16 protein-coding genes and 1 tRNA gene are annotated in these 18595 nt (G+C 72.1%); 10 read left to right on the plus strand and 7 right to left on the minus strand.

Annotated features, from left to right (window positions below; all coding sequences use genetic code 11):
* Positions 1–25: 25 nt before the first annotated feature.
* The 4 genes from AC3IF1_RS03875 to AC3IF1_RS03890 all read right to left on the minus strand — a co-directional run bounded on the left by AC3IF1_RS03875 (position 26) and on the right by AC3IF1_RS03890 (position 2520).
* A complete protein-coding gene (locus AC3IF1_RS03875) occupies positions 26–709 on the minus strand; it encodes a type 1 glutamine amidotransferase domain-containing protein (protein WP_489215984.1) in 684 nt (227 codons plus the stop codon).
* A gap of 92 nt (positions 710–801) precedes the next feature.
* Positions 802–1032 (minus strand): hypothetical protein, encoded by a 231-nt coding sequence (locus AC3IF1_RS03880; protein WP_489215986.1) that lies wholly within the window; start codon positions 1030–1032, stop codon positions 802–804.
* A gap of 124 nt (positions 1033–1156) precedes the next feature.
* Positions 1157–1777, minus strand: a complete 621-nt coding sequence (locus AC3IF1_RS03885) for a TetR/AcrR family transcriptional regulator (protein WP_489215988.1) — start codon at positions 1775–1777, stop codon at positions 1157–1159.
* 667 nt (positions 1778–2444) lie between these two features.
* Positions 2445–2520, minus strand: a tRNA-Ala gene (locus tag AC3IF1_RS03890).
* A gap of 122 nt (positions 2521–2642) precedes the next feature.
* Here AC3IF1_RS03890 and AC3IF1_RS03895 point away from each other — a divergent pair.
* From AC3IF1_RS03895 to AC3IF1_RS03905, 3 genes are read left to right on the plus strand one after another with little or no spacing between them, the layout of a single operon-like run.
* Positions 2643–2945 (plus strand): YggT family protein, encoded by a 303-nt coding sequence (locus AC3IF1_RS03895; protein WP_243965451.1) that lies wholly within the window; start codon positions 2643–2645, stop codon positions 2943–2945.
* Positions 2946–2957: 12 nt separating this feature from the next.
* Entirely contained in the window at positions 2958–4001 is a 1044-nt protein-coding gene (locus AC3IF1_RS03900) for a MaoC family dehydratase (RefSeq protein ID WP_489215990.1), read from the plus strand.
* 35 nt (positions 4002–4036) lie between these two features.
* Entirely contained in the window at positions 4037–4639 is a 603-nt protein-coding gene (locus AC3IF1_RS03905; RefSeq protein WP_489215992.1) for a GNAT family N-acetyltransferase, read from the plus strand.
* A gap of 7 nt (positions 4640–4646) precedes the next feature.
* Here AC3IF1_RS03905 and AC3IF1_RS03910 read toward each other — a convergent pair whose 3' ends face one another.
* Both AC3IF1_RS03910 and AC3IF1_RS03915 read right to left on the minus strand, forming a co-directional pair.
* Positions 4647–5279, minus strand: a complete 633-nt coding sequence (locus AC3IF1_RS03910; RefSeq protein WP_489215994.1) for an outer membrane protein — start codon at positions 5277–5279, stop codon at positions 4647–4649.
* A 317-nt stretch (positions 5280–5596) separates the two neighbouring features.
* On the minus strand, positions 5597–6622 hold the full coding sequence (locus AC3IF1_RS03915; RefSeq protein WP_489215996.1) for an AraC family transcriptional regulator: 1026 nt from the start codon (positions 6620–6622) through the stop codon (positions 5597–5599).
* 278 nt (positions 6623–6900) lie between these two features.
* Between AC3IF1_RS03915 and AC3IF1_RS03920 the strand changes: the two genes are divergently transcribed.
* The 3 genes from AC3IF1_RS03920 to AC3IF1_RS03930 are packed head-to-tail and all read left to right on the plus strand — an operon-like array spanning position 6901 to position 10713.
* Positions 6901–9144 (plus strand): TonB-dependent receptor, encoded by a 2244-nt coding sequence (locus AC3IF1_RS03920; protein ID WP_489215998.1) that lies wholly within the window; start codon positions 6901–6903, stop codon positions 9142–9144.
* 4 nt (positions 9145–9148) lie between these two features.
* Complete coding sequence (locus tag AC3IF1_RS03925; RefSeq protein ID WP_489216000.1) at positions 9149–9511, plus strand: hypothetical protein; 363 nt, start codon at positions 9149–9151, stop codon at positions 9509–9511.
* Positions 9508–10713, plus strand: a complete 1206-nt coding sequence (locus tag AC3IF1_RS03930) for an MFS transporter (protein ID WP_489216002.1) — start codon at positions 9508–9510, stop codon at positions 10711–10713. The genes AC3IF1_RS03925 and AC3IF1_RS03930 overlap by 4 nt, the downstream gene beginning before the upstream one ends.
* Here AC3IF1_RS03930 and AC3IF1_RS03935 read toward each other — a convergent pair.
* Positions 10620–11885 carry an MFS transporter gene (locus tag AC3IF1_RS03935; RefSeq protein ID WP_489216004.1) on the minus strand — a complete coding sequence of 422 codons (1266 nt, stop codon included), beginning with the start codon at positions 11883–11885 and terminating at the stop codon, positions 10620–10622. The genes AC3IF1_RS03930 and AC3IF1_RS03935 overlap by 94 nt on opposite strands.
* Positions 11886–12039: 154 nt before the next feature.
* On the opposite strand from AC3IF1_RS03935, the gene AC3IF1_RS03940 reads away from it, so the two are divergent.
* The 4 genes from AC3IF1_RS03940 to AC3IF1_RS03955 are packed head-to-tail and all read left to right on the plus strand — an operon-like array spanning position 12040 to position 18255.
* A complete protein-coding gene (locus AC3IF1_RS03940) occupies positions 12040–13851 on the plus strand; it encodes an IucA/IucC family protein (protein WP_489216006.1) in 1812 nt (603 codons plus the stop codon).
* Complete coding sequence (locus tag AC3IF1_RS03945; protein ID WP_489216008.1) at positions 13848–15044, plus strand: GNAT family N-acetyltransferase; 1197 nt, start codon at positions 13848–13850, stop codon at positions 15042–15044. Before AC3IF1_RS03940 ends, AC3IF1_RS03945 begins: the two co-directional genes overlap by 4 nt.
* A complete protein-coding gene (locus tag AC3IF1_RS03950; RefSeq protein WP_489216010.1) occupies positions 15041–16897 on the plus strand; it encodes an IucA/IucC family protein in 1857 nt (618 codons plus the stop codon). Before AC3IF1_RS03945 ends, AC3IF1_RS03950 begins: the two co-directional genes overlap by 4 nt.
* The gene (locus AC3IF1_RS03955; RefSeq protein ID WP_489216012.1) at positions 16894–18255 is read left to right on the plus strand and encodes a lysine N(6)-hydroxylase/L-ornithine N(5)-oxygenase family protein; all 1362 of its coding nucleotides are present in this window, start codon (positions 16894–16896) and stop codon (positions 18253–18255) included. Before AC3IF1_RS03950 ends, AC3IF1_RS03955 begins: the two co-directional genes overlap by 4 nt.
* Positions 18256–18595: the final 340 nt, after the last annotated feature.

Genomic DNA, 18595 nt, shown 5'->3' on the forward strand with positions numbered 1-18595 from the left:
TGCGAGGACGACGCGGGGGCTGCCCTCAGCGGTTCGCGAGGCGTGCGACCAGACGCTCGGCGGCGGGTCCGGACGAGGCAGGGTTCTGGCCGGTGATGAGCAGGCCGTCGGTGACGACGTACGGCTCCCAGTCGGCGGCCTTGGCGTACGTGCCGCCGTTGCGCTTGAGTTCGTCCTCGACCAGGAACGGAACGACCCGGGTGAGGCCGACGGCCTCCTCTTCCGTGTTCGCGAAACCGGTGACGTTCCGGCCCTCGACGAGGGGCTTCCCATCAGGCGTCTTGGCATGGCGCAGGACGCCGGGGGCATGACAGACCAGGGCCAGGGGCTTGCCGGCCCCGAGTGTCGTCTCGATCAGCTCGATCGAGGCGGGGTCCTCGGCGAGATCCCAGAGGGGGCCGTGCCCGCCAGGATAGAAGACGGCGTCGAAGCCCGCGTGGCTGACGGCATCGAGCCGCGCCGTATCGGCCAGCACCGCCATGGCCGCCGCGTCCGCTTCGAAGCGGCGTGTCGTATCGGTCTGAAAGTTCGGCTCGGCGCTCTTCGGATCGAGCGGCGGGCGGCCGCCCTTGGGCGACACCAGGACCACCTCCGCACCCGCATCCTTGAACACGTAATAGGGGGCCGCCAGCTCCTCCAGCCAGAAGCCGGTCTTCCGGCCGGTGTCGCCGAGCTGGTCGTGCGAGGTCAGTACCATCAGGATCTTCATCGTCGGTCTCCGGGGTCTCTTGCTTCGGTGGCAGGGGGGTCGAGGCGCCGAGCCTGCGTGCAGGGCGCCAGCGTGGGGATGGCGGATCGGCGCTATCGCGCCTTCGTGGTGCGTCCCGCGGCTTGGTCGCGCGCCGACGCCGCATTCGCAGGCTGGCGTTCCAGGTCCGCCCTGCGGGCCTCCTCGACCCTGGCCATGCGGACGGCGCCGATGGTCTCCAGGGTGATGCGCTCCTGAGCCGACGCGCCCGGCGTGCCCAGGAGTGCCATCAGGCCGGCGGCTGCGAGGGAGGCGGCGGCGAACGTCTTCGTGCGGTGAGACATGGTTCTCTCCTTTCCGATCCTGTCCCCCGCCGGCCCGGGGGACGTGATGGCTGTCGTCTTGAGTAGACCGGTCGTCTCGTTTTTTGGCCATTTCGGCGTCGTATCGCCAACGCCGAGGGGTCGATCAGTTCGAAGGGCTCGGTCCGTTCGAAGCGAGCCCGAGGATGCGCCGGGTCGTTCCCATGGCGGCCTCGAACGGTGCGTCGGTCCGCACGATCTTCGCCATCAGGCTCGCACCGAGCCAGATGTGATACAGATCCTCTGCAGCCGTGTGCGGTTCGCTCTCGACCTTGAGCGAACCTTCCGCCACGCCGGCCGCGATCGCCCGCGACACGCGGTCGATGATGCCGGCGGTGCCGCCCTTGAGGGCGAGGCGCATCGTTTCGGAGAGGTCCGAGACCTCCGCCGCGAGCTTCACAGCCAGGCACTTGCGCTGATAGTCGATGTTCCCCTGTGTCGCCTGCCACTTCCGCCAATAGTTCATCAGGCGTTCGGCATGGCTCAGCCCCGGCTCGGCGAGCGTCGTATCGAGATCGGCGAGATAGCTTTCGAAGTAGTCTGCCAGAAGGGCCTCGCCGAAGGCCTCCTTCGAGCCGAAATAGTGGTAGAACGACCCCTTCGGCACACCGGCAGAGGTCAGGATCTCGTTCAGCCCGACCCCGGAGAACCCCTTCGCGCCCACGAGGCCGTAGGCGGTGTCGAGGATATCCTGCCGGGTGTCGGTGTGTGCGGTGGCGCGTGTCATGAGGATCAGATAGACCTGATTAGACCGGTCGTCTAGCGAGGCGCGCATCTTTTTTGCGGAGGGGTCTCGCGGTTCGCCCAGCCGGCTCCGAGGCCTCACGCGCGCCACCCGCCAAGCGGGCCGATCGCGGGGTGAATGCCGACCGCGCGGGGACGAGGACCTCGTCGAGGCCGGTCACCGCGAATGCGGTACCGGCGCCGCGCAGACCTTCGGCGTCGGCCGAGGGCTCCCGCCTCCGACAGGCATGGTAGCCTGCTTCCGAGACGCCGGGCCCGCGGGCCATGACGGCGATGGGACAGATGCCCGGTCGGCGCTCGTGAACCAAAAGATACGGATCAGGGCCTCGCGTGCGGCGGCCGTGAGGGTCTCGGTCCTTGCCCCCCGGCGATCCTCGTTCTGGTCAGCCTCCGCGCCCCAGTTCCGGAGGGCCCGAGCCGAAGCTTCGAACCCACGGGCAAGGTCTGCGGGGTCACGTCCGGCACGGACCCGTTCGACGAACCGACGGCGCAACGCAGCGGGATAGGGCGGACGTGGGTGGGGCATCGGTGGCACCCCGTGGAAAAGCCTGAAGGGCTCCACGAGAGCGGGTCAATATCAGCTGCGCACCGTCACTCGCAGCCGCTCGATCGCCGCTGAGCACCGAACGCTATGGACCACCAGGAAGGCCTGGTGGAGCTGAGGGGAATCGAACCCCTGACCTCCGCAGTGCGATTGCGGCGCTCTCCCATCTGAGCTACAGCCCCGTCGAGGCGCCGGCCTTGTAGGCGCGGGCGGCTCAGCCTGTCAATTCCTGTTTCACCGTCGCCCGCCGCGCGCCGATCCGGCGCTGGGACGCGGGTGCCCCGAGGATAGTACGCGGACCCGCATGAACGCCCTGATCTGGCTCTTCGACACGGTCGTCCAGCTCTTCATCTACGTCCTCATCGCCAGCGCGGTCCTGAGCTGGCTCGTGGCGTTCAACGTGGTGAACGTGCGCAATCCCATCGTCGCCCAGGTCGGCGAGGTGCTCTACCGGATCACCGAGCCGGTGCTGCGGCCGATCCGCAACCTGCTGCCCAATCTCGGCGGCGTCGACATCTCGCCGATCATCCTGATCCTGCTGCTGCTGTTCATCAGCCGCCTGCTGCACGAATACGCCGTGCCCGCAACCTACGTTTACGCGCAGTAGGACTGCCCGCCCGTGAAGACGAATCCCGGCCGCTTCTTCGAGGATTTCCGCCTCGGCGAGACCACCCGCCATGCCACCCCGCGCACCGTGACGGTGGGCGACGTGGCGCTCTACACCGGCCTCTACGGCCCGCGCTTCGCGGTGCAATCCTCGGACGCCTTCGCCCGCGCCCTCGGGTATCCGAAGAGCCCGCTCGACGACCTGCTCACCTTCCACATGGTGTTCGGCAAGACCGTGCCGGACGTCTCCCTCAACGCGCTCGCCAATCTCGGCTACGCGGAGGGCGGCTTCCGCCGGCCGGTCTATCCGGGGGAGACCCTCTCCACCGTCTCCGAGGTGATCGGCCTCAAGGAGAGTTCGAACCGCCAGACCGGCGTGGTCTACGTGCGCTCGGTTGGGTCCGACGAGGCCGGCGAGACCGTGCTGAGCTATTGCCGCTGGGTGCTGGTGCGCAAGCGCGACCCCGCGGCCGCGATCGCCGAGGCGCACGTGCCGACCCTCGCCAAGGTCGTCGACCCGCGGGATCTCGCCGGCGCCCTGCCGCCCCTCTCGGCCGCCGCCTACGATTCGGAACTCGCCGGCAGCCCGCACCGATTCGCCGACTATGCGGTCGGGGAGAAGATCGACCACGTCGACGGCATGACTGTCGAGGAGGCCGAGCACCAGATCGCCACGCGGCTGTTCCAGAACACCGCCAAGGTGCATTTCGACGGGCTGGCCGCGAAGGACACCCGGTTCGGCCGGCGCCTGATCTATGGCGGCCACGTCATCTCGCTGGCCCGGGCGCTCAGCTTCAACGGGCTGGCCAACGCCTTCGCGCTCGCCGGCATCAATGCCGGCCGCCACGTGGCGCCGCTGTTTGCCGGCGATACGGTCTATGCCTGGAGCGAGGTGCTGGCGGCGGCCGATGTCGGCCGCGCCGATGTCGGGCTCCTGCGCCTGCGCACGGTTGCCACCAAGAACCAGCCCTGCGGCGCCTTCCCGGACCGCGCCGGGGAGGGCTACGACCCCGCCGTGATCCTCGATCTCGACTACTGGGCGTTCGTGCCGAAGTAGCGGGGCCGGGAGGCCGTGCGATCGGACCTGAGCGTATGGCCACGATCCGGATCCCGACGACGAGCGGCGTGGTCGTGAGGCCCGCGCGGCCGGAGGACGCGGCCGCCCTCGCGGCGATCCACGTGGCGACCTGGCACGAGGCCTATGGTGGCCTCCTGCCCGCCGAGATGATCGCCGCCCTCACGGTCGCGGTACGGCAGGCCTGGTGGGCGCAGGTTCTCAGCGGCCTGGAGCCGGGCCCCGGCGAGGCGGTCTATCTGGCCGAGACGGATGGCAAGCCGGTCGGTTTCGGCGCCGGCAACGCCCAGCGCGCGGAGACCCTGAAGGCGGCGGGCTTCGACGGCGAGATCCGGGATCTCTACGTCCTGCGGGCCGCCCAGGGGCGCGGAGCGGGCCGGGCCCTGGTCGCCGCGACGGCGGCGGAGCTCCGGCAGGCCGGGTACCGTGCCGCCAGCGCCTGGGTGCTGCGCACGAACGCGCCGGGCCGCCGCTTCCTCGAAGGTCTCGACGGCACCCGGCTCGACGCGCCCGAAGCGTCCCGCGGGCATGGCCGTTTCACGGAGATCGCCTACGGGTGGCGCGACCTCGCCGCCCTGGCAGCGTCCTGCCGCCCGCGCGGGGGGCGGGACAGACGCTGAACGCCCCTCAGCGGATCCCCGCCCCGACCACCCCCGCCTCGACGGCCAGCGTCAGGCGATCCGTGACCGCCCACTCGACCCCGACGCCCGCTACCGGCCGCACCGCGATGTCCTGGCGGCTGAACGGAAGCGCCCCCGGCCGCGGCCCGACGCGCAGCGTCTCGTGGACGGCCACCGCGCCGGTCTTGGCGTAGACTAGGACATCCGGCGACAGCAGGGTCCCGACCTTCATCTCCAGGGTGCCGGCGAAGTCCTGCGCATAGGCGAGCCGCCCGTAGCCCGGGGTCAGGGTCCCGTCGAGCCCGGCCAGGTAGTCGAGGCCGCCGCTGATGCCGTAGAGGATCGGGCCGGCCTGCCACATCCGGCCGCCCTCGAAGCCGAGGGTGGGACCCCCATAGCTGCCGACGTGCCGGGACGACGCGACCGCGTAGCCGGTCGACAGCCGGGCGTAGCTGCCCGTCCAGCGGCTGTCCGTATCCGCGAGCGGCCCGGGCCAGGCGAAGGACGGCAAGGGCGCGAAGCCGACCGCCGGCCACAGCAGCGCCTGGGCCGCGGCGGGGCCGGCCGGCAGCAACCCGGCGCCGAGCACCAGACCCGCCGCGATCCGGCGGAGCGAACGGGAATCGGCGCGTCTGCTCATGCGGCCAGGATAGCCGAAGGCGCCGGACCGGGACAGGGTCCGGCCGACGCGACGGATCCTGTCTGTGGCCCGCGATGGTTTCGAAAGGTCCGAGACCTGTCGCGGGTGCGGGGCGCAAGCCCTGCGAAAGCCCCGGGGCTCTGCGCCAAGGACCCCGCCAAAGGGAGGATCCCTTTGGAATCCACCTTTGCCGGTGGGAGCACAGCACCCACACGCGTCGTTCATACGCCTCTGGAGTGACGGGCGCGCGGCGTTCGGAGCGCTTGGCCCGCCATGCCGGGCGGAGATCGCCGTCTGGCCGTGATCGAGACCAGGCCCTACACGCGCTCCGCAGCGAGGGCCTGGAACCGGTCCGCCCTCCGCGGCAACCGTCGCGCCTGCGAGGGGGTGAGGCCGAAGCGTCTGCGGAAGGTCCGGTTGAAGTAGGACAGGTCGCCGAAGCCGACATCGAAGGCGATGGCGCCGATCGGCCGCGCCTCGTCGCCAGCCGTGAGGTGCTGCATCGCCCGGTCGAGGCGGCGGGCGAGGACGAAGCCCGAGAAGGTCTCGCCCTCCGCCTGGAACAGCGCCTGGATCAGCCGGCTCGAGATCCCCTGGGCCTGGGCCACGGCGTCCAGGCTCAGGTCCGGGCTGCCGAGACGCTGCTCGACCTCGGCCTTGAGCACCTGGATCCGCAGGTCGCGCCGGCTCGGGACGGGCCCGTTCGGCTGAAGGTCGGGCTCGCGCACGATGAGGGCGAGGAGATCGGCCAGGTGCGCCCGGGCGAGTTCCGCGAGCCCCGCGGTGGCGGCCGGAATCAGCCCGCGCAGCAGGCCCGCGGCATAGGCGGTCAGGGTCTGCAGGCCCGGATGGTCCCGCCCGATCCGCCGGAGGACGCCGGCGTCGAGGGCGGCGAGGGGGGCCGCGAGCCGGGTCCGCTCGATCGCCAGGACGTCGATCCGCTCGACGCCCGTCGCGGCGAACACGGCCCCCCGGCTCGCCGCGACGAGCAACGCATCGCGCGAGCAGCAGGCGAGGGTGCGCCCGCCCTGCGTCACCTGGAGACGCCCGGCCGCGGGCCGCACCAGGAGGAGGCGCTCGACCGGGGCCTCGTCGCACCAGGTCCGGGACGGGCCGAACACCGAGGCGATGCCGAGATCGGGGTCCAGGCGGATCGCGGTCCGTCCCCGGAAGGGGAGCGCATCCGGCTCCGCGATCATCCGCGGGGGCGCGCTGCCAACCGGCTCGACCGGGCTGTGATCGGGCAGGGCCCGCAATCCCCGGTCCGACGCGCGCACCTGCGCCGAACCGGTCTCCCCCTCGGCGGAGCACGCGCCCGCCGGATCCGTCCGCTTCGTCATCATACGCCCAATGCGGCCGGATCCTGCGCAGCAGTCCGAACTCTTGCTCGCCTGAGTCCAAGCGGGCGGGCAGTCACCATGCTAGAGGCCCAAGACGATTTCGAGAGGATTTGCGATTTTCTACTTTCGATCCCGGATCGATGATCTCGTAGTTCTCAAATTAGACGAATTTTAAACTGCGATCCGTGCCGGTCTGGCGTCCGCGTTACACGGGCGGCTACGGCGGGCGCGGCGGCAACGGGGCGCCTCGACCAAGGCGCACAGGGGTGGGTGTGAGCGTCATGCGGTATGTCGGTCTCGTCGCGATCCTCGGTGCGGGGACAATCCTGGCCGGTCCGGCCCAGGCGCAGACCGCCGCGCAGACCTCCGCGCAGACGGCCGGGCCGACCGTCGCCCTCGACGAGATCTCGGTGACCGCCACCCGCGCCCCGCGGCGGATCGAGGACGTGCCGCAGAGCGTCCAGGTGGTCGACCGGGAGCAGATCCGCCAGCAGCTCGCCCTGACGTCGAACCCCTCTTCCGTGCTGGCGAAGCTGGTCCCGGGATTCTCGGCGCCGAACGGCACGATCTCCAGCGCGTCCGAGAGTTTTCGCGGGCGCAACCTCCTAGTCCTGATCGACGGCGTGCCGGTGAACACGCCCCTGCGCGACGTCTCGCGCATCCTCAACCTGATCGACCTCAACAGCGTGGAGCGGATCGAGGTGGTGGCGGGCGCCTCCAGCCTCTACAGCGCGGGCGCCACCGGCGGCACGGTCAACTTCATCACCCGCCGCCCCACCGACGGGAAGCCGGTCGTCACCGTCAACACCGCCCTGCGGACCTTCACGGCCGATCCCGTCCACGGGCTCGCGCCGGAGACCTCGATCAGCGTGACCGGCAAGGTGCCGGACGGGGTCGACTACGCCTTCACCGGATCGGGCCGCTTCGCCGGCCGCACCTATGACGGCAAGGGCCGGGAGATGCCCTCCGACGGGCAGCTCGGCCAGGGCGGCGGCGACCGTTTCCAGCTCGGCAACATCAACCTGCGGCTCGGCTACGACCTCGACCTCGCCAAGCGCGTGGAGTTCGGCCTCACCCAGATCCTGCTCAACCAGGACCCGCGCTACCTCACGGATTACACCGGCGCTTACGCGCGCCCGAACTATGCGCGGCTCTACCCCGGGCTGCCGGTGGCCGAGGACACCCGGTCGCTGTACCTGCGCTACACCGACCGCGACACCCCGCTCGGGTCGCTGTCGCTGCTCGGATTCTTCAACGACATCAACAAGCGCTTCAACTATACGGAATTCGCCTATCCGGCGAACCCGTTCGTCACCTACTCGCTCAGGCCGACGGCGCCCACGAGCCTCGCCAACCAGTCCGCGCTGGCGACCGAGCGCGGCGGCATCAACCTCACCCTCGACACGGACCTGAGCGTCCTCCTCCCCGGGATGAAGCTGACCTGGGGCACCGACGTGATCGCGGAATTCACGCGCCAGCGGTCCCGCGACGGCGCGGACGTGTTCACGCCCCTCCAGCAGAACAGCTATGCGGGCTTCGCCCTGCTGCAGCTGCCCCTGGGCGAGCGGCTGACCCTGCGGGCCGGCATGCGCTACGAGCATTTCGACCTCGACGTGGCGGGCTACACGCGGCCGACCACCTTCGCGGCGACCGCCGCCCGCAACGCCCTCGGCTACTCGACCTTCGTGCTGCCGGCCCTCGCCGTCACGGGCGGGCGCTTCTCCTACGCGGCCCCGACCTTCAACGCGGGCGCGACCTTCAACCTCCTGCCGGGCATCGATCTCTACGGCGGCTTCAGCCAGGGCTACGCGCTCGCCGATATCGGCGCCTTTACCCGGCGGGCCGGCCTGTCGCTCGCCTATGCCTGCCCGGTGGCGCGGCCCTTCTGCCTGCCGGCGGGCACCACCATCGCGTATTCCAGCATCGCCCCGCAGGCGCAGATCGTGAACTCCTACGATTTCGGCATCCGCGGCCGGGTGGGGATTTTTTCCGGCTCCCTCGGCGGCTTCGTCTCGACCTCGGACGAGGGCACGACCTTCGATCCGCTGACCAGCCGGCTCAGCCAGCAGAAGGAGATGATCTACGGCGTCGAGTTCACCGGCAACGCGCAGGTGACCGAGCAGCTCAGCCTCGGCACCGTGCTGGGCTACCGCGAGGGCCGCTACGACACCAACAAGGACGGGCGCCTGGACAGCTCTCTGCCCAACAACCGCATCGGCGCGCCCTTCCGCGCCACGGTCTCGGGCACCTACCTGTTCGCGAACGGCGTCTCGGTCCGCCTCGAGGGGGAGGGCTTCAGCGGCCGCGACGCCCGCATCGACCTCGTGGGCACCCGCTACCGCCTCAAGGACGCCTTCACGGTGAACGCCTCCGTCGGCGCGCCCCTGGCCGGCGGCGAGCTCTACGCCTCCGTCGACAACCTGTTCGACGCCGCCTACTGGAACCCCACCGCGACCTCGGTGCGCAACCTGACCGTCTACGGGCTCGGGCGCACCGTCACGGTCGGCTACCGCAAGACGTTCTGAGCCGATGGTCGCCGTGGAGGAGGCGGACGGCCTCGTCGTCCTGCGCTGGCTCGGGCCGCCGCAACCCGGCGACGAGGCCGCCTATCTCGACGCCCTGGAGCGGATCGGCGCGCAGGCCCGGCCCTTCGCGCTGATCCTGGTGCTCGGCGGAATCGGCAAGCTCTCGCCGGCCGGGGAACGCGCCCAGAACCTGTGGTTCAAGCGCACCCGCGCCGACCTCGACCGGCTCTGCCGCGGCCTCGTCCTCGTGCGGCCCGGCTTCACCGAAGCGGGCGCGGACGTGTTCCGCCGGCTCTGGCGCTTCCCGATCCGGATCGCGCCCGACGAGGCGGTCGCCCGGGTGACGGTGAAGGACTTCCGCACGTGAGCGCCGCCCGGTCCGAGCGGCTGCGGCTCTTCGCCGTGCTGGCCGCGCTCTACATGGCGCAGGCGATCCCCTCCTACCTGATCGCGGCCGCGCTGCCGCCGATCCTGCGCGAGGCCGGCGTCTCGCGGGCGGCGATCGGCTATCTCAGCCTGCTGTTCCTGCCGCTGGTGCTGAAGTTCCTCTGGGCGCCGGTGGTCGACCGGGTCCGGCCCTTCGCGCGGGCGCACCGGGCGGGCTGGGTGATCGTCACCCAGGTCGGCGTGATCGGCTGCATCCTGGCGATGCTGCCGCTCGGCCCCACCGATGTCGCCGGCCTCATCGGCATCGGCTTCGTCGCCGCGCTCCTGATCGCCACGCAGGACATCGCCACCGACGGCTACGCCGTGACGCGGCTGCGGCCCGAGGACCGCGCCATCGGCAACGCCATCCAGGGCGGCTCGGTCGCCCTGGGCGTGGTGGTGGGCGGGACGCTGAGCCTCGTGCTCTACCACCATGCCGGCTGGGCGGTGATGCTGCTCACCGCCACCGCCTTCTGCCTGCCGCCGCTCGCCGCCGCCTTCTGCATGCGCGAGGGCGATCCCCCGCCCGGCCGGAGCGCGCCGCGCCCCTCGATCCGCGCCTTCCTGCGTCGGCCGGAGGTGCGCACCATCCTGTGGGTCGCCCTGACCTACCGGGTCAGCGAGGGTCTCGTGAAGGCGATGGAGGGCCCCTACCTCGTCGATGCCGGCGTGCCGCTCGACCGGATCGGCTACCTGTCGGGCCTCTCGGCGGCGACGGCGGGGCTCGCCGGCTCGGGCATCGCCGCACTGCTGGTGCGCCGCTATGGCACCGCCGCCACGCTCGGCCTGCTCGGGGCCGCGCGCACCCTGTGCTTCGCCCTGTTCGCGGCCCATGCCTTCGGCGCCGTGGTCGGCCTGTGGCCGCTCTTCGGCGCGGCCGGGTTCCAGACGCTGATCCGCTACATGGAGATCGTGGCGCTCTACAGCCTGTTCATGGCGGTCTCCTCGACCGACCAGCCCGGCACCGACTTCACGATCCTCGCCTGCGCGCAGCTCATCGTCTACTTCGTCGGCGCGCTGATCTCGGGCAAGCTCGCCGACCTCCTCGGCTACGGGGCCCTGTTCGGGCTCGCCACGCTGCTCTCGGGCGCCGCCACGGTGGCGACCGTGCGGCTGCTCGGCACCGGCCGGGGGCCGTCCTGATGGCCCGGTCCCCTGCCGAGCCGCAGGGCCGCGGGGATCAGCGCGAGGCCGAGCGCCGCGCAGAGCCAGGGCGGCAGGGTCGGGGCGATCCGGAAGGCCGCGCCGCCGCTCAGGGCGCCGATCCCCTGACCCAGCACGTGCGCGCTCGCCAGCCAGCCCGCCGCGGCGGCCTGGGCGCCCTCCGGCACCCGGGCCACGAGGGCCGCGGTGTAGGTCGGCGTCGCGACGGCGAGGCAGGCGCCCGCCAGGACCGCGCCGAGCCCGGCGAGCCACGGGGCCGGCGCCAGGGCGATCAGGCCGCAGCCGGCCGCGAACCCGGCGAGCCCCAGGGACAGGTTGCGCCCGAGGTGCCGGCCGAGGCGCGGCACCACGAGGAGCTGCGTCAGGATCGTCGCGACCGCCACCAGCGCGAAGTTCACCCCGGCGAGCCCGGCGGCTGCCTCGGCGCCGAGACCGAAGCGCCGCTGCAGGAACAGGCCGAGCACGATCTGGATCTGCCCGAGGCCGACGGTCAGCACGAAGCCGATCGCCAGGAGCGGCGCCGCGGCGCGCAGGAAGGCCCGCCCGGCCCCGCCCCGCTCAGGCCGGGGCCCGCCGGTGAGGTCCGGCGCCGCGAGCAGCAGGAGCGGGCTCAGGGCCAGCGCGAGGAGCGGCGCGACCGCCCCGAACAGGCCGGCCGCCATCACCAGCGCGCCGAGGATGCGGCCGACCGAGAGACCGGCGCCGAGCCGCCCGAGGGCCGCCGGGCTCAGCGCCTCCGGCAGGCCGCGCACCAGCGCGGCCTGGGCATGGGGCATCACCCCGGCTGCGCCCGCCCCGTAGGCGATCCGCGACGCGGCGAGCAGGCCCAGCGCCGCGGCCGCGGGCAGGCCCGGCAGCACCAGAGCCAGGCCGAACAGGCCGTGGCCGAGCACCATCAGCGCCGTGAGGCCCCCGAACAGGCGCCGCAGGCGCCACGCGCCGCCCCAATGCCCCCAGGCCGGTGCGCAGACGAGGAACACCACCGATCCGAGCAGGGCGACGCCCCCGATCGCGGCCGGGTCGAGCCCGGTGCGCGCGGCGGTCACCGGCACCAGCGCCAGGACGGCCGACTGACCGAAGCCCACGGAGGCCGCCGCGAGGGAGAGCCGCGCCGCCGCGCGTCCGGACGTGCCGATCGGGTGTGGGACCATGGGCGCCTCGTCGAGAGGCGCCGTCTTAGCGCATCGGCCGGCGTGGTTGCAAAGCATGTTGTGTAGTTTTGAAATAATTCCATAGTATATAAACGGGATTGCTTCGCAATCTGTCTTCATCTATTGACATAAATCGCGGGATGGAGATGGGAGTATGGTCGATCCGGGCCTCTGCTTTGCCGACGTTGCTTGCGAGATCTCGGCGCGCGGCTTCCTGAACAGCCTCCTGCGGGAGTGGACGGGCTGGTCGCTCGCCCCGGCCGCCGAGGCGGAGATGGAGGCCGGCCCCGGCGCACGGCGGCTGCGCATCCCGCTGCCGAGCCGCGGCTCCGTGGTGGAGATCGCGGTCGTTCACCGCTCCTCGGTCGGCCTCCACGTGTTCCGTCTCCCGTTCCGGGAGCACCGCGCCGGCGCGCCCGCCCGGATCATGGCCTTCGCGGAATTCGCCGCGGCGGTCGCCCACGAGCCGGCCATCGTCGGCCCGGAGGCGGCGCGGGCCGCGCCGGCCTTCCTGGGCCGGGTCTTCCAGAGCCTGTCCGCCATCGAGGACGCGCTCGCCCGCGCCCCCGCGCCCGGCCTCGGCCTGCATGCCGACCCGAGCTTCCAGGAGGCCGAGCGGGCCCTGCGCTTCGGCCATGCGGTGCACCCGACCCCGCGCAGCCGGGACGGGTTCACGCCCGAGGATGCGCGCACCTTCGCGCCCGAATACGGACGGGGCTTTCCCCTGCGCTGGTGGTCGGCCGCGCCCGACGCGGTCGTGCAGGGCAGTTCGCGGGCGGAGACCGCGGCGGATCTCAGCGCCGGCCTGGCCGCGGAGGATCCCGCCCTCGACCGGCGGATCCTGGCGGCGGCGGAGGGCCGCGTCCTCCTGCCGATGCATCCCTGGCAGGCGGCCCGGCTCACCCTCGATCCGGCGGTCGATACCCTGTTCCGCGCAGGCCAGCTGATCGACCACGGGTCCGGCGGCAGCCCCTGGTTCGCCACGACCTCCCTGCGCAGCCTCTACGCGCCGCACGCGCGCGTCATGCTCAAGCATTCGCTGAGCCTCCGGCTCACCAACTCGCTGCGACTGATCAAGCCGGTCGAGTGCGCGCGCGGCCTCGCGGTCGACGTGCTGCTGCAGGGGCCGATCGGGGCGGCGATCGCCGCGCGCTGGCCGCGCTTCCACATCCTCGGCGAGCCGGGCTACCTCGCCCTGCGCGGCGCCGACGGCGCGGTGCTACCGCAGACGATCGTCGCGCTGCGCGACAACCCCTTCCGCGGATCCGGGCAGCGCCCCGCGGCGGTCCTGGCCGCCCTGTGCGAGATCGATCCGGACGGGCGGGGCAGCGCGCTCGCCGACACGATCCTGCGCATCGCCGAGCGAGAGGGCGGCCGCGCGCAGGGGGCCGAGACCGTGGCCCTGCGCTGGTTCGACCGCTTCCTCGACCTCGTGGTCGGGCCGCTCCTCGGCATGCAATGCGCGTTCGGCCTGCTGTTCGGCGCGCACCAGCAGAACCTCGTCCTCGGCCTCGACGACGGCTGGCCGGCGGAGGCGTTCTTCCGCGACTGCCAGGGCACGGGCTTCGTGCGCGAATTCCTGCCCGTCCTCGCCGAGGCCGCGCCGGGGCTCGACCTCGGATCCGGCCACCGCTTCACCGCCGGAGAAGCCGCGCGGATCATGGCCTATTACCTCGTCGTCAACAGCGTCTTCGCGGTGATCGGGGCGATCGCCATCGCGGGACTGGCACGGGAGGCCGTGCTCATCCGGCAGGTGCGCCGCTTCGTCGAGGCGCTGGCCGGGACGGATCTCCCCGACAAGACCTGCCTGCGCCTCCTGCTCGATGCCCCCACCCTCGGGAGCAAGGGCAACTTCATGATCTGCTTCCGCAACATCAACGAGAACACGGACGTGACCGATCCCCTGGCGCACTATGCCGGCCTGCCCAATCCGCTCGCCGCCGCCCCCGCGGAGGTCCGCCCATGACCCTGCGCGCCCGCGCCGACAGCTTCGTCGGCATCCCCCTCGACGGTTGGACGGGAACGAGCCGGCACTGGCCTGTCGCCGGCGAGAGTCTCACGGTGGAGAGCCTGCCCCGCGACGCCCACACCGCCCGGCTCCAGGCGATGCGCAACGGCGCGACGGTCGCCGAGGCGGAACTGCGCAGGCCGGCCGGCGCCGACACGGCGATCCTCGACATCCTGCACCCGGACGGCCTGCATCCCGGCGAGACCGCGATCGTGGCTGCCCTGGTGGAGGCCGCGTTCCAGCGCTGCCCGGACGTGCCACGCCTGCGCGTCGCCGGTCTCGGGGGTGCCCCGGCGCTGCTCGCCCTGGAGTCGTTCCCGATCGCACCGCAATCGGGAACGACTCCAGGCCTTCGTCGTGACGCGCTCTCTTGCGCCGAGCCGGCGTCCACCTCGGCGGAGAGCGCTCGAGCCGACGAGAGTCATTCGGAAGCGGGCGCCGCGCCCGACGCGCTGATCGAGCGCGCGCAGTTCCACCAGCTTCCGCTGCTGTGGCTGAGCCCGGGGACGCGGGCCGCCTACCCGCTGATCCGGTCGCGCGTCGGGCCGCAGGACCGCCTTCCGCCCCTGCGGCCGCCCCAGCCGAACGGCACGCTGTACCGGCGCTGGCTGCCCCATCTCGGCACGACCCTGTCGTTCCGCTCCATCGACCGGCGGCGCGACCTCCCGCTGTTCCACGAATGGATGAATCAGCCCCGGGTCGCCTACTACTGGGAGTTGGCGCAGGGCGCGGCGGAGCTCGACCGCTACCTCGCCGACCAGGAGGCCGACCCGCACCTGTATGGGGTGATCGGCAGCTTCGACGACGTGCCGGTCGGCTATTTCGAGTTCTACTGGGCCAAGGAGGACCGGCTCGGCCCCTACTACGACGCGGAGGATTTCGACCGCGGCTGGCACGGGCTCATCGGCAACGCCGCCCATCTCGGCCGACCGAAGACGCTGGCGTGGTTTAAGGCCGTGACCCACTACCTGTTCCTGGACGAGCCCCGCACCCGGCGGATCATGGGCGAGCCGCGGGCCTCGCACCGCAAGATGCTGAGCTACTGCGCGGACGCGGCCTACGAGACGCTCAAGGAATTCGACTTCCCCCACAAGCGCGCGGCCCTCGTCTGCTGCGAGCGCGAACGCTTCTTCCGGGAGGTGACCCTGTGAGCGCCGGACCGCTGCCGGGGGGCGGCCCGGTGACCGCGCCGCTCTGGCTCGACCTGAACCGCGCGCTCATCGCCAAGGCCATCGCCGAACTCGCCTTCGAGGAGGCGCTCGCGCCCGAGCCGACGGATCGCGACGGGACGCAGTGGCTGCTGCGCCTCGACGACGGGGTCGCCTACCGCTTCCGGGCCGAGCGCCGGATCTGGGGCAATCTCGCGATCGATCCCGCAAGCCTGGTCCGCGTCGCCGGCGATCGCGCGGCCCCGGCCGGCGACGCCGCCGGCTTCCTGGTCGATGCGAGCCGGGGGCTGGCAATCGCGCCCGCGACGCTCTGCACCTACATCGCCGAGCTGCTGAGCACCCTGACGGCCGATGCCCGGATCGCGGCGATCGGCCGGGATAGGGCGGGGCCGGCGCTCCTGGCCCTGAGCGACAGGATCCTGCAGGCCTATCTCGACGGCCACCCCAAGGCACCGGCGAGCAAGGGCCGGATCGGCTGGGGGCTTTCCGATTTCGAGGCCTACGCGCCGGAATTCCAGCCGGAGATCCAGCTGTTCTGGGTCGCGGCCGACCGGGCCGCCTGCCGCTTCGACCGCGAGCCCGGCCTTAGGGAGGACGATCTCCTCGCCGACGCCCTCGACGAGCCCGAGCGATCCCGCCTGAAGGCGACCTGCGGCGCGCGCGGCGTCGATCCGGCGCGGTTCCTGCTGATGCCGGTCCATCCCTGGCAGTGGCAGAACCGGATCGCGCTGAATTTCGCGGGTGAGATCGCGGCCGGTCGCCTCGTCCCGCTCGGGACCTTCGGCCGGGCCTACAGGCCCCTGCAATCCCTGCGCACCCTGGCGTGCGCAGACTCCGGCGGCCGCCTCGACGTGAAGCTCGCGCTGACGATCCTCAACACCTCCGCGTGGCGGGGCGTGCCCGGCCAGTACATGGCGATCGGGCCGGCCTTCTCGGCCTGGCTCGCCGACACGGCCGCCGCCGATCCTGCGCTCGGCGGCACGGTGATCCTGCGGGAGCGGGCCGGCGCCTTCTACCCGCACCCCGTCTACGAGCGGATCGCCGACGCCCCCTATCAGTATCGCGAGATGCTGGGCGTGATCTGGCGGGACGGCGTCGAGGGCCGGCTCGAACCCGGCACCTCCGCCCTGATGATGGGTGCGCTCCTGAAGGCGGACGCGCAGGGCCATCCCCTCGTCGGCACCCTGGTCGCCCGCTCGGGCCTCGGCGCCGAGGCGTGGCTGGAGCGGCTCTTCGACCACGTGGCGGTGCCGCTCTACCACTTCCTCTGCCGCTACGGCGTCGGCTTCATCGCCCACGGCCAGAACGTCACCCTGATCCTGCGGGACGGCGTGCCCTGCGGCGTGGCGCTCAAGGATTTCCAGGGCGATGCCGACCTCGTCGACCAGGATTTCCCGGAGAGCCGCGACCTGCCGGCGGGCGTGCGGGAGACGCTGCTGCGCCGCCCGGCCGCCCATCTCCTGCAGCATCTCCAGACCGGCCATTTCGCGAGCCTGCTGCGCTTCGTCTCGGACGCGCTGCTGCGCGACCAGGGCGTGCCGGAGATCGCCTTCTATGGTGCGCTGGCGCGGGCCCTGCGCGGCTACCAGTCCCGGCATCCCGAACTGGCCGACCGGTTCCGCCTGTTCGATCTGTTCGCGCCGACCGTGCCGCGGGTCTGCATCAACCGCGTCCGCCTCGCCCTCGGCTACGGCGATTCGAACCTGCGGCCGGTGCCGCGGCTCGGCAGCGACCTGATCAACCCCCTCCACCGCGCAGACATCGCCGCGGCGGCTCAGGCGACACCTGGGTCCGCCTCCCGGACAGGCTCCCAGGCAGGGCTTCTCGCATCATGACGGACCATACGCTCGATCTGGCCGGCATCGGAATCGGCCCCTTCAACCTGAGCCTCGCGGCGCAGCTCGACGCGGTGGCGGACATCGACGCGCGGTTCTTCGACCGGGCCCCGGCCTTCGACTGGCATCCCGGCATGATGCTGCCGGAGGTCGCGCTCCAGACCTCCTGCCTCAAGGATCTCGTCACGGCGGTGAACCCGACGAGCCCCTGGAGCTTCATGGCCTATCTGGTGGCGCAGAAGCGCTTCTATGAGTTCCTCAACGCCGACTTCGGGGCGGTACCGCGCCAGGAATTCGCGCGCTACCTCGCCTGGGTGGCGGCCCGGCTCCCGAGCCTGCGCTTCGGCACGGCGATCCACGAGGTCCGCTGCGCGGCGGACGGGTTCCGCCTGCGCGGCGATGGCGGGACGGTCCGGGCGCGCACCATCGCCGTCGGCGTCGGCCTGCAGCCGAACCTGCCGGCCTTCGCGGGCAAGCTCGACCCGCGCGATCACGTCCACAGCGCCCAGGCCGCCTCATGCCTCGACCGCACCGCCGGCCGGCGGGTCGCGGTGATCGGCGGCGGCCAGAGCGGCGCCGAGATCGTCCTGACCCTGCTGAACCGAAGCCGGGACGCGCCGGCCTCCGTGGACTGGATCAGCCGTCGCCCGAACTTCCAGCCGATCGACGCGACGCCGTTCACCAACGAGCTGTTCACGCCCGGCTATGTCGAACGCTTCCACGCCCTCCCGGAGGCGCGCCGCCGCTCGACCGTGGCGCACCAGAAGCTCGCGGGCGACGGCATCTCGCCCGCGACCCTGCAGGCCCTCTACCAGCGCCTCTACACCGTGCGGCATCTCGCCGGGCACGCCGCCGACGCGCCGGTCGCGGCGCGCCTGATGCCGCATCGCGAGGTCATGGACGTCGAGCGGGCGGGCGGATCCTACCGCCTCCTGATGCGCAACAGCTTCGACGGGCGCATCGACGTCGCCCAGGCCGACATCGTGATCCTGGCGACCGGTTACCGCTTCGCGCTGCCGCCCTGCCTCGACCCGCTGCGCGACCGTCTCAGGCTCGACGCGACCGGGCGCCCGCAGATCGGTCCCGACTTCGCCGCGGCCTGGGACGGGCCGGCGCGGAATCGCGTCTTCGTGCTCAATGGCGGCCTGATCAGCCACGGCATCGCGGAGCCGCAGCTCAGCCTGATGGCCTGGCGAAGCGCCGTCATCGTCAACGCCGTGGCGGGGCGCGCCGTGTTCGAGACGGACCTGCCGCCATCGCCCATAACCTGGTCGAGCGCCGAGTGCGGACGGCCCGCCCACGACGGTGGCGGACGCCTGGACGCCGCCGAATCGCTCTCCCCGTTCGAGATGGTGTGAGGACCCTCGCGGAGATCCGGAGCGTCCCGACGAAGGCTCGCGAACCCGTTTCGTGGGGTCTGTTGAGCAGGAAGGACGCCACGGGCGATGTGGAGGATGGCCGACACGGCCGCCCGTGGCGATGGTGCCGGAGCCCCCGCGGGCCGTCCGCTGGCCCGGTCGTGAACGGGCGCCTGAGCCTCACGCTTGGCCAGCGCGGGTTCGATGCCGGGCGCGAGGAGCCCCCCTCACGCATGCGGGGTCGGAACGCGGTGATCGGGCTGGCCTGGACGCGCGCCGATAACCTTCGCGCGGCCAAGCCGACACACCACCCGCTCCTGCCGGCAAACGTCCCGCTCGC

The sequence above is a fragment of the Methylobacterium sp. E-012 genome, from assembly GCF_057836545.1.

Coding starts and splice junctions, on each gene's coding strand:
- AC3IF1_RS03875 (WP_489215984.1), bottom strand. CDS start 709: ATGAAGATCCTGATGGTACTGACCTCGCACGACCAGCTCGGCGACACC.
- AC3IF1_RS03880 (WP_489215986.1), bottom strand. CDS start 1,032: ATGTCTCACCGCACGAAGACGTTCGCCGCCGCCTCCCTCGCAGCCGCC.
- AC3IF1_RS03885 (WP_489215988.1), bottom strand. CDS start 1,777: ATGACACGCGCCACCGCACACACCGACACCCGGCAGGATATCCTCGAC.
- AC3IF1_RS03895 (WP_243965451.1), top strand. CDS start 2,643: ATGAACGCCCTGATCTGGCTCTTCGACACGGTCGTCCAGCTCTTCATC.
- AC3IF1_RS03905 (WP_489215992.1), top strand. CDS start 4,037: ATGGCCACGATCCGGATCCCGACGACGAGCGGCGTGGTCGTGAGGCCC.
- AC3IF1_RS03910 (WP_489215994.1), bottom strand. CDS start 5,279: ATGAGCAGACGCGCCGATTCCCGTTCGCTCCGCCGGATCGCGGCGGGT.
- AC3IF1_RS03915 (WP_489215996.1), bottom strand. CDS start 6,622: ATGATGACGAAGCGGACGGATCCGGCGGGCGCGTGCTCCGCCGAGGGG.
- AC3IF1_RS03920 (WP_489215998.1), top strand. CDS start 6,901: ATGCGGTATGTCGGTCTCGTCGCGATCCTCGGTGCGGGGACAATCCTG.
- AC3IF1_RS03925 (WP_489216000.1), top strand. CDS start 9,149: ATGGTCGCCGTGGAGGAGGCGGACGGCCTCGTCGTCCTGCGCTGGCTC.
- AC3IF1_RS03935 (WP_489216004.1), bottom strand. CDS start 11,885: ATGGTCCCACACCCGATCGGCACGTCCGGACGCGCGGCGGCGCGGCTC.
- AC3IF1_RS03940 (WP_489216006.1), top strand. CDS start 12,040: ATGGTCGATCCGGGCCTCTGCTTTGCCGACGTTGCTTGCGAGATCTCG.
- AC3IF1_RS03945 (WP_489216008.1), top strand. CDS start 13,848: ATGACCCTGCGCGCCCGCGCCGACAGCTTCGTCGGCATCCCCCTCGAC.
- AC3IF1_RS03955 (WP_489216012.1), top strand. CDS start 16,894: ATGACGGACCATACGCTCGATCTGGCCGGCATCGGAATCGGCCCCTTC.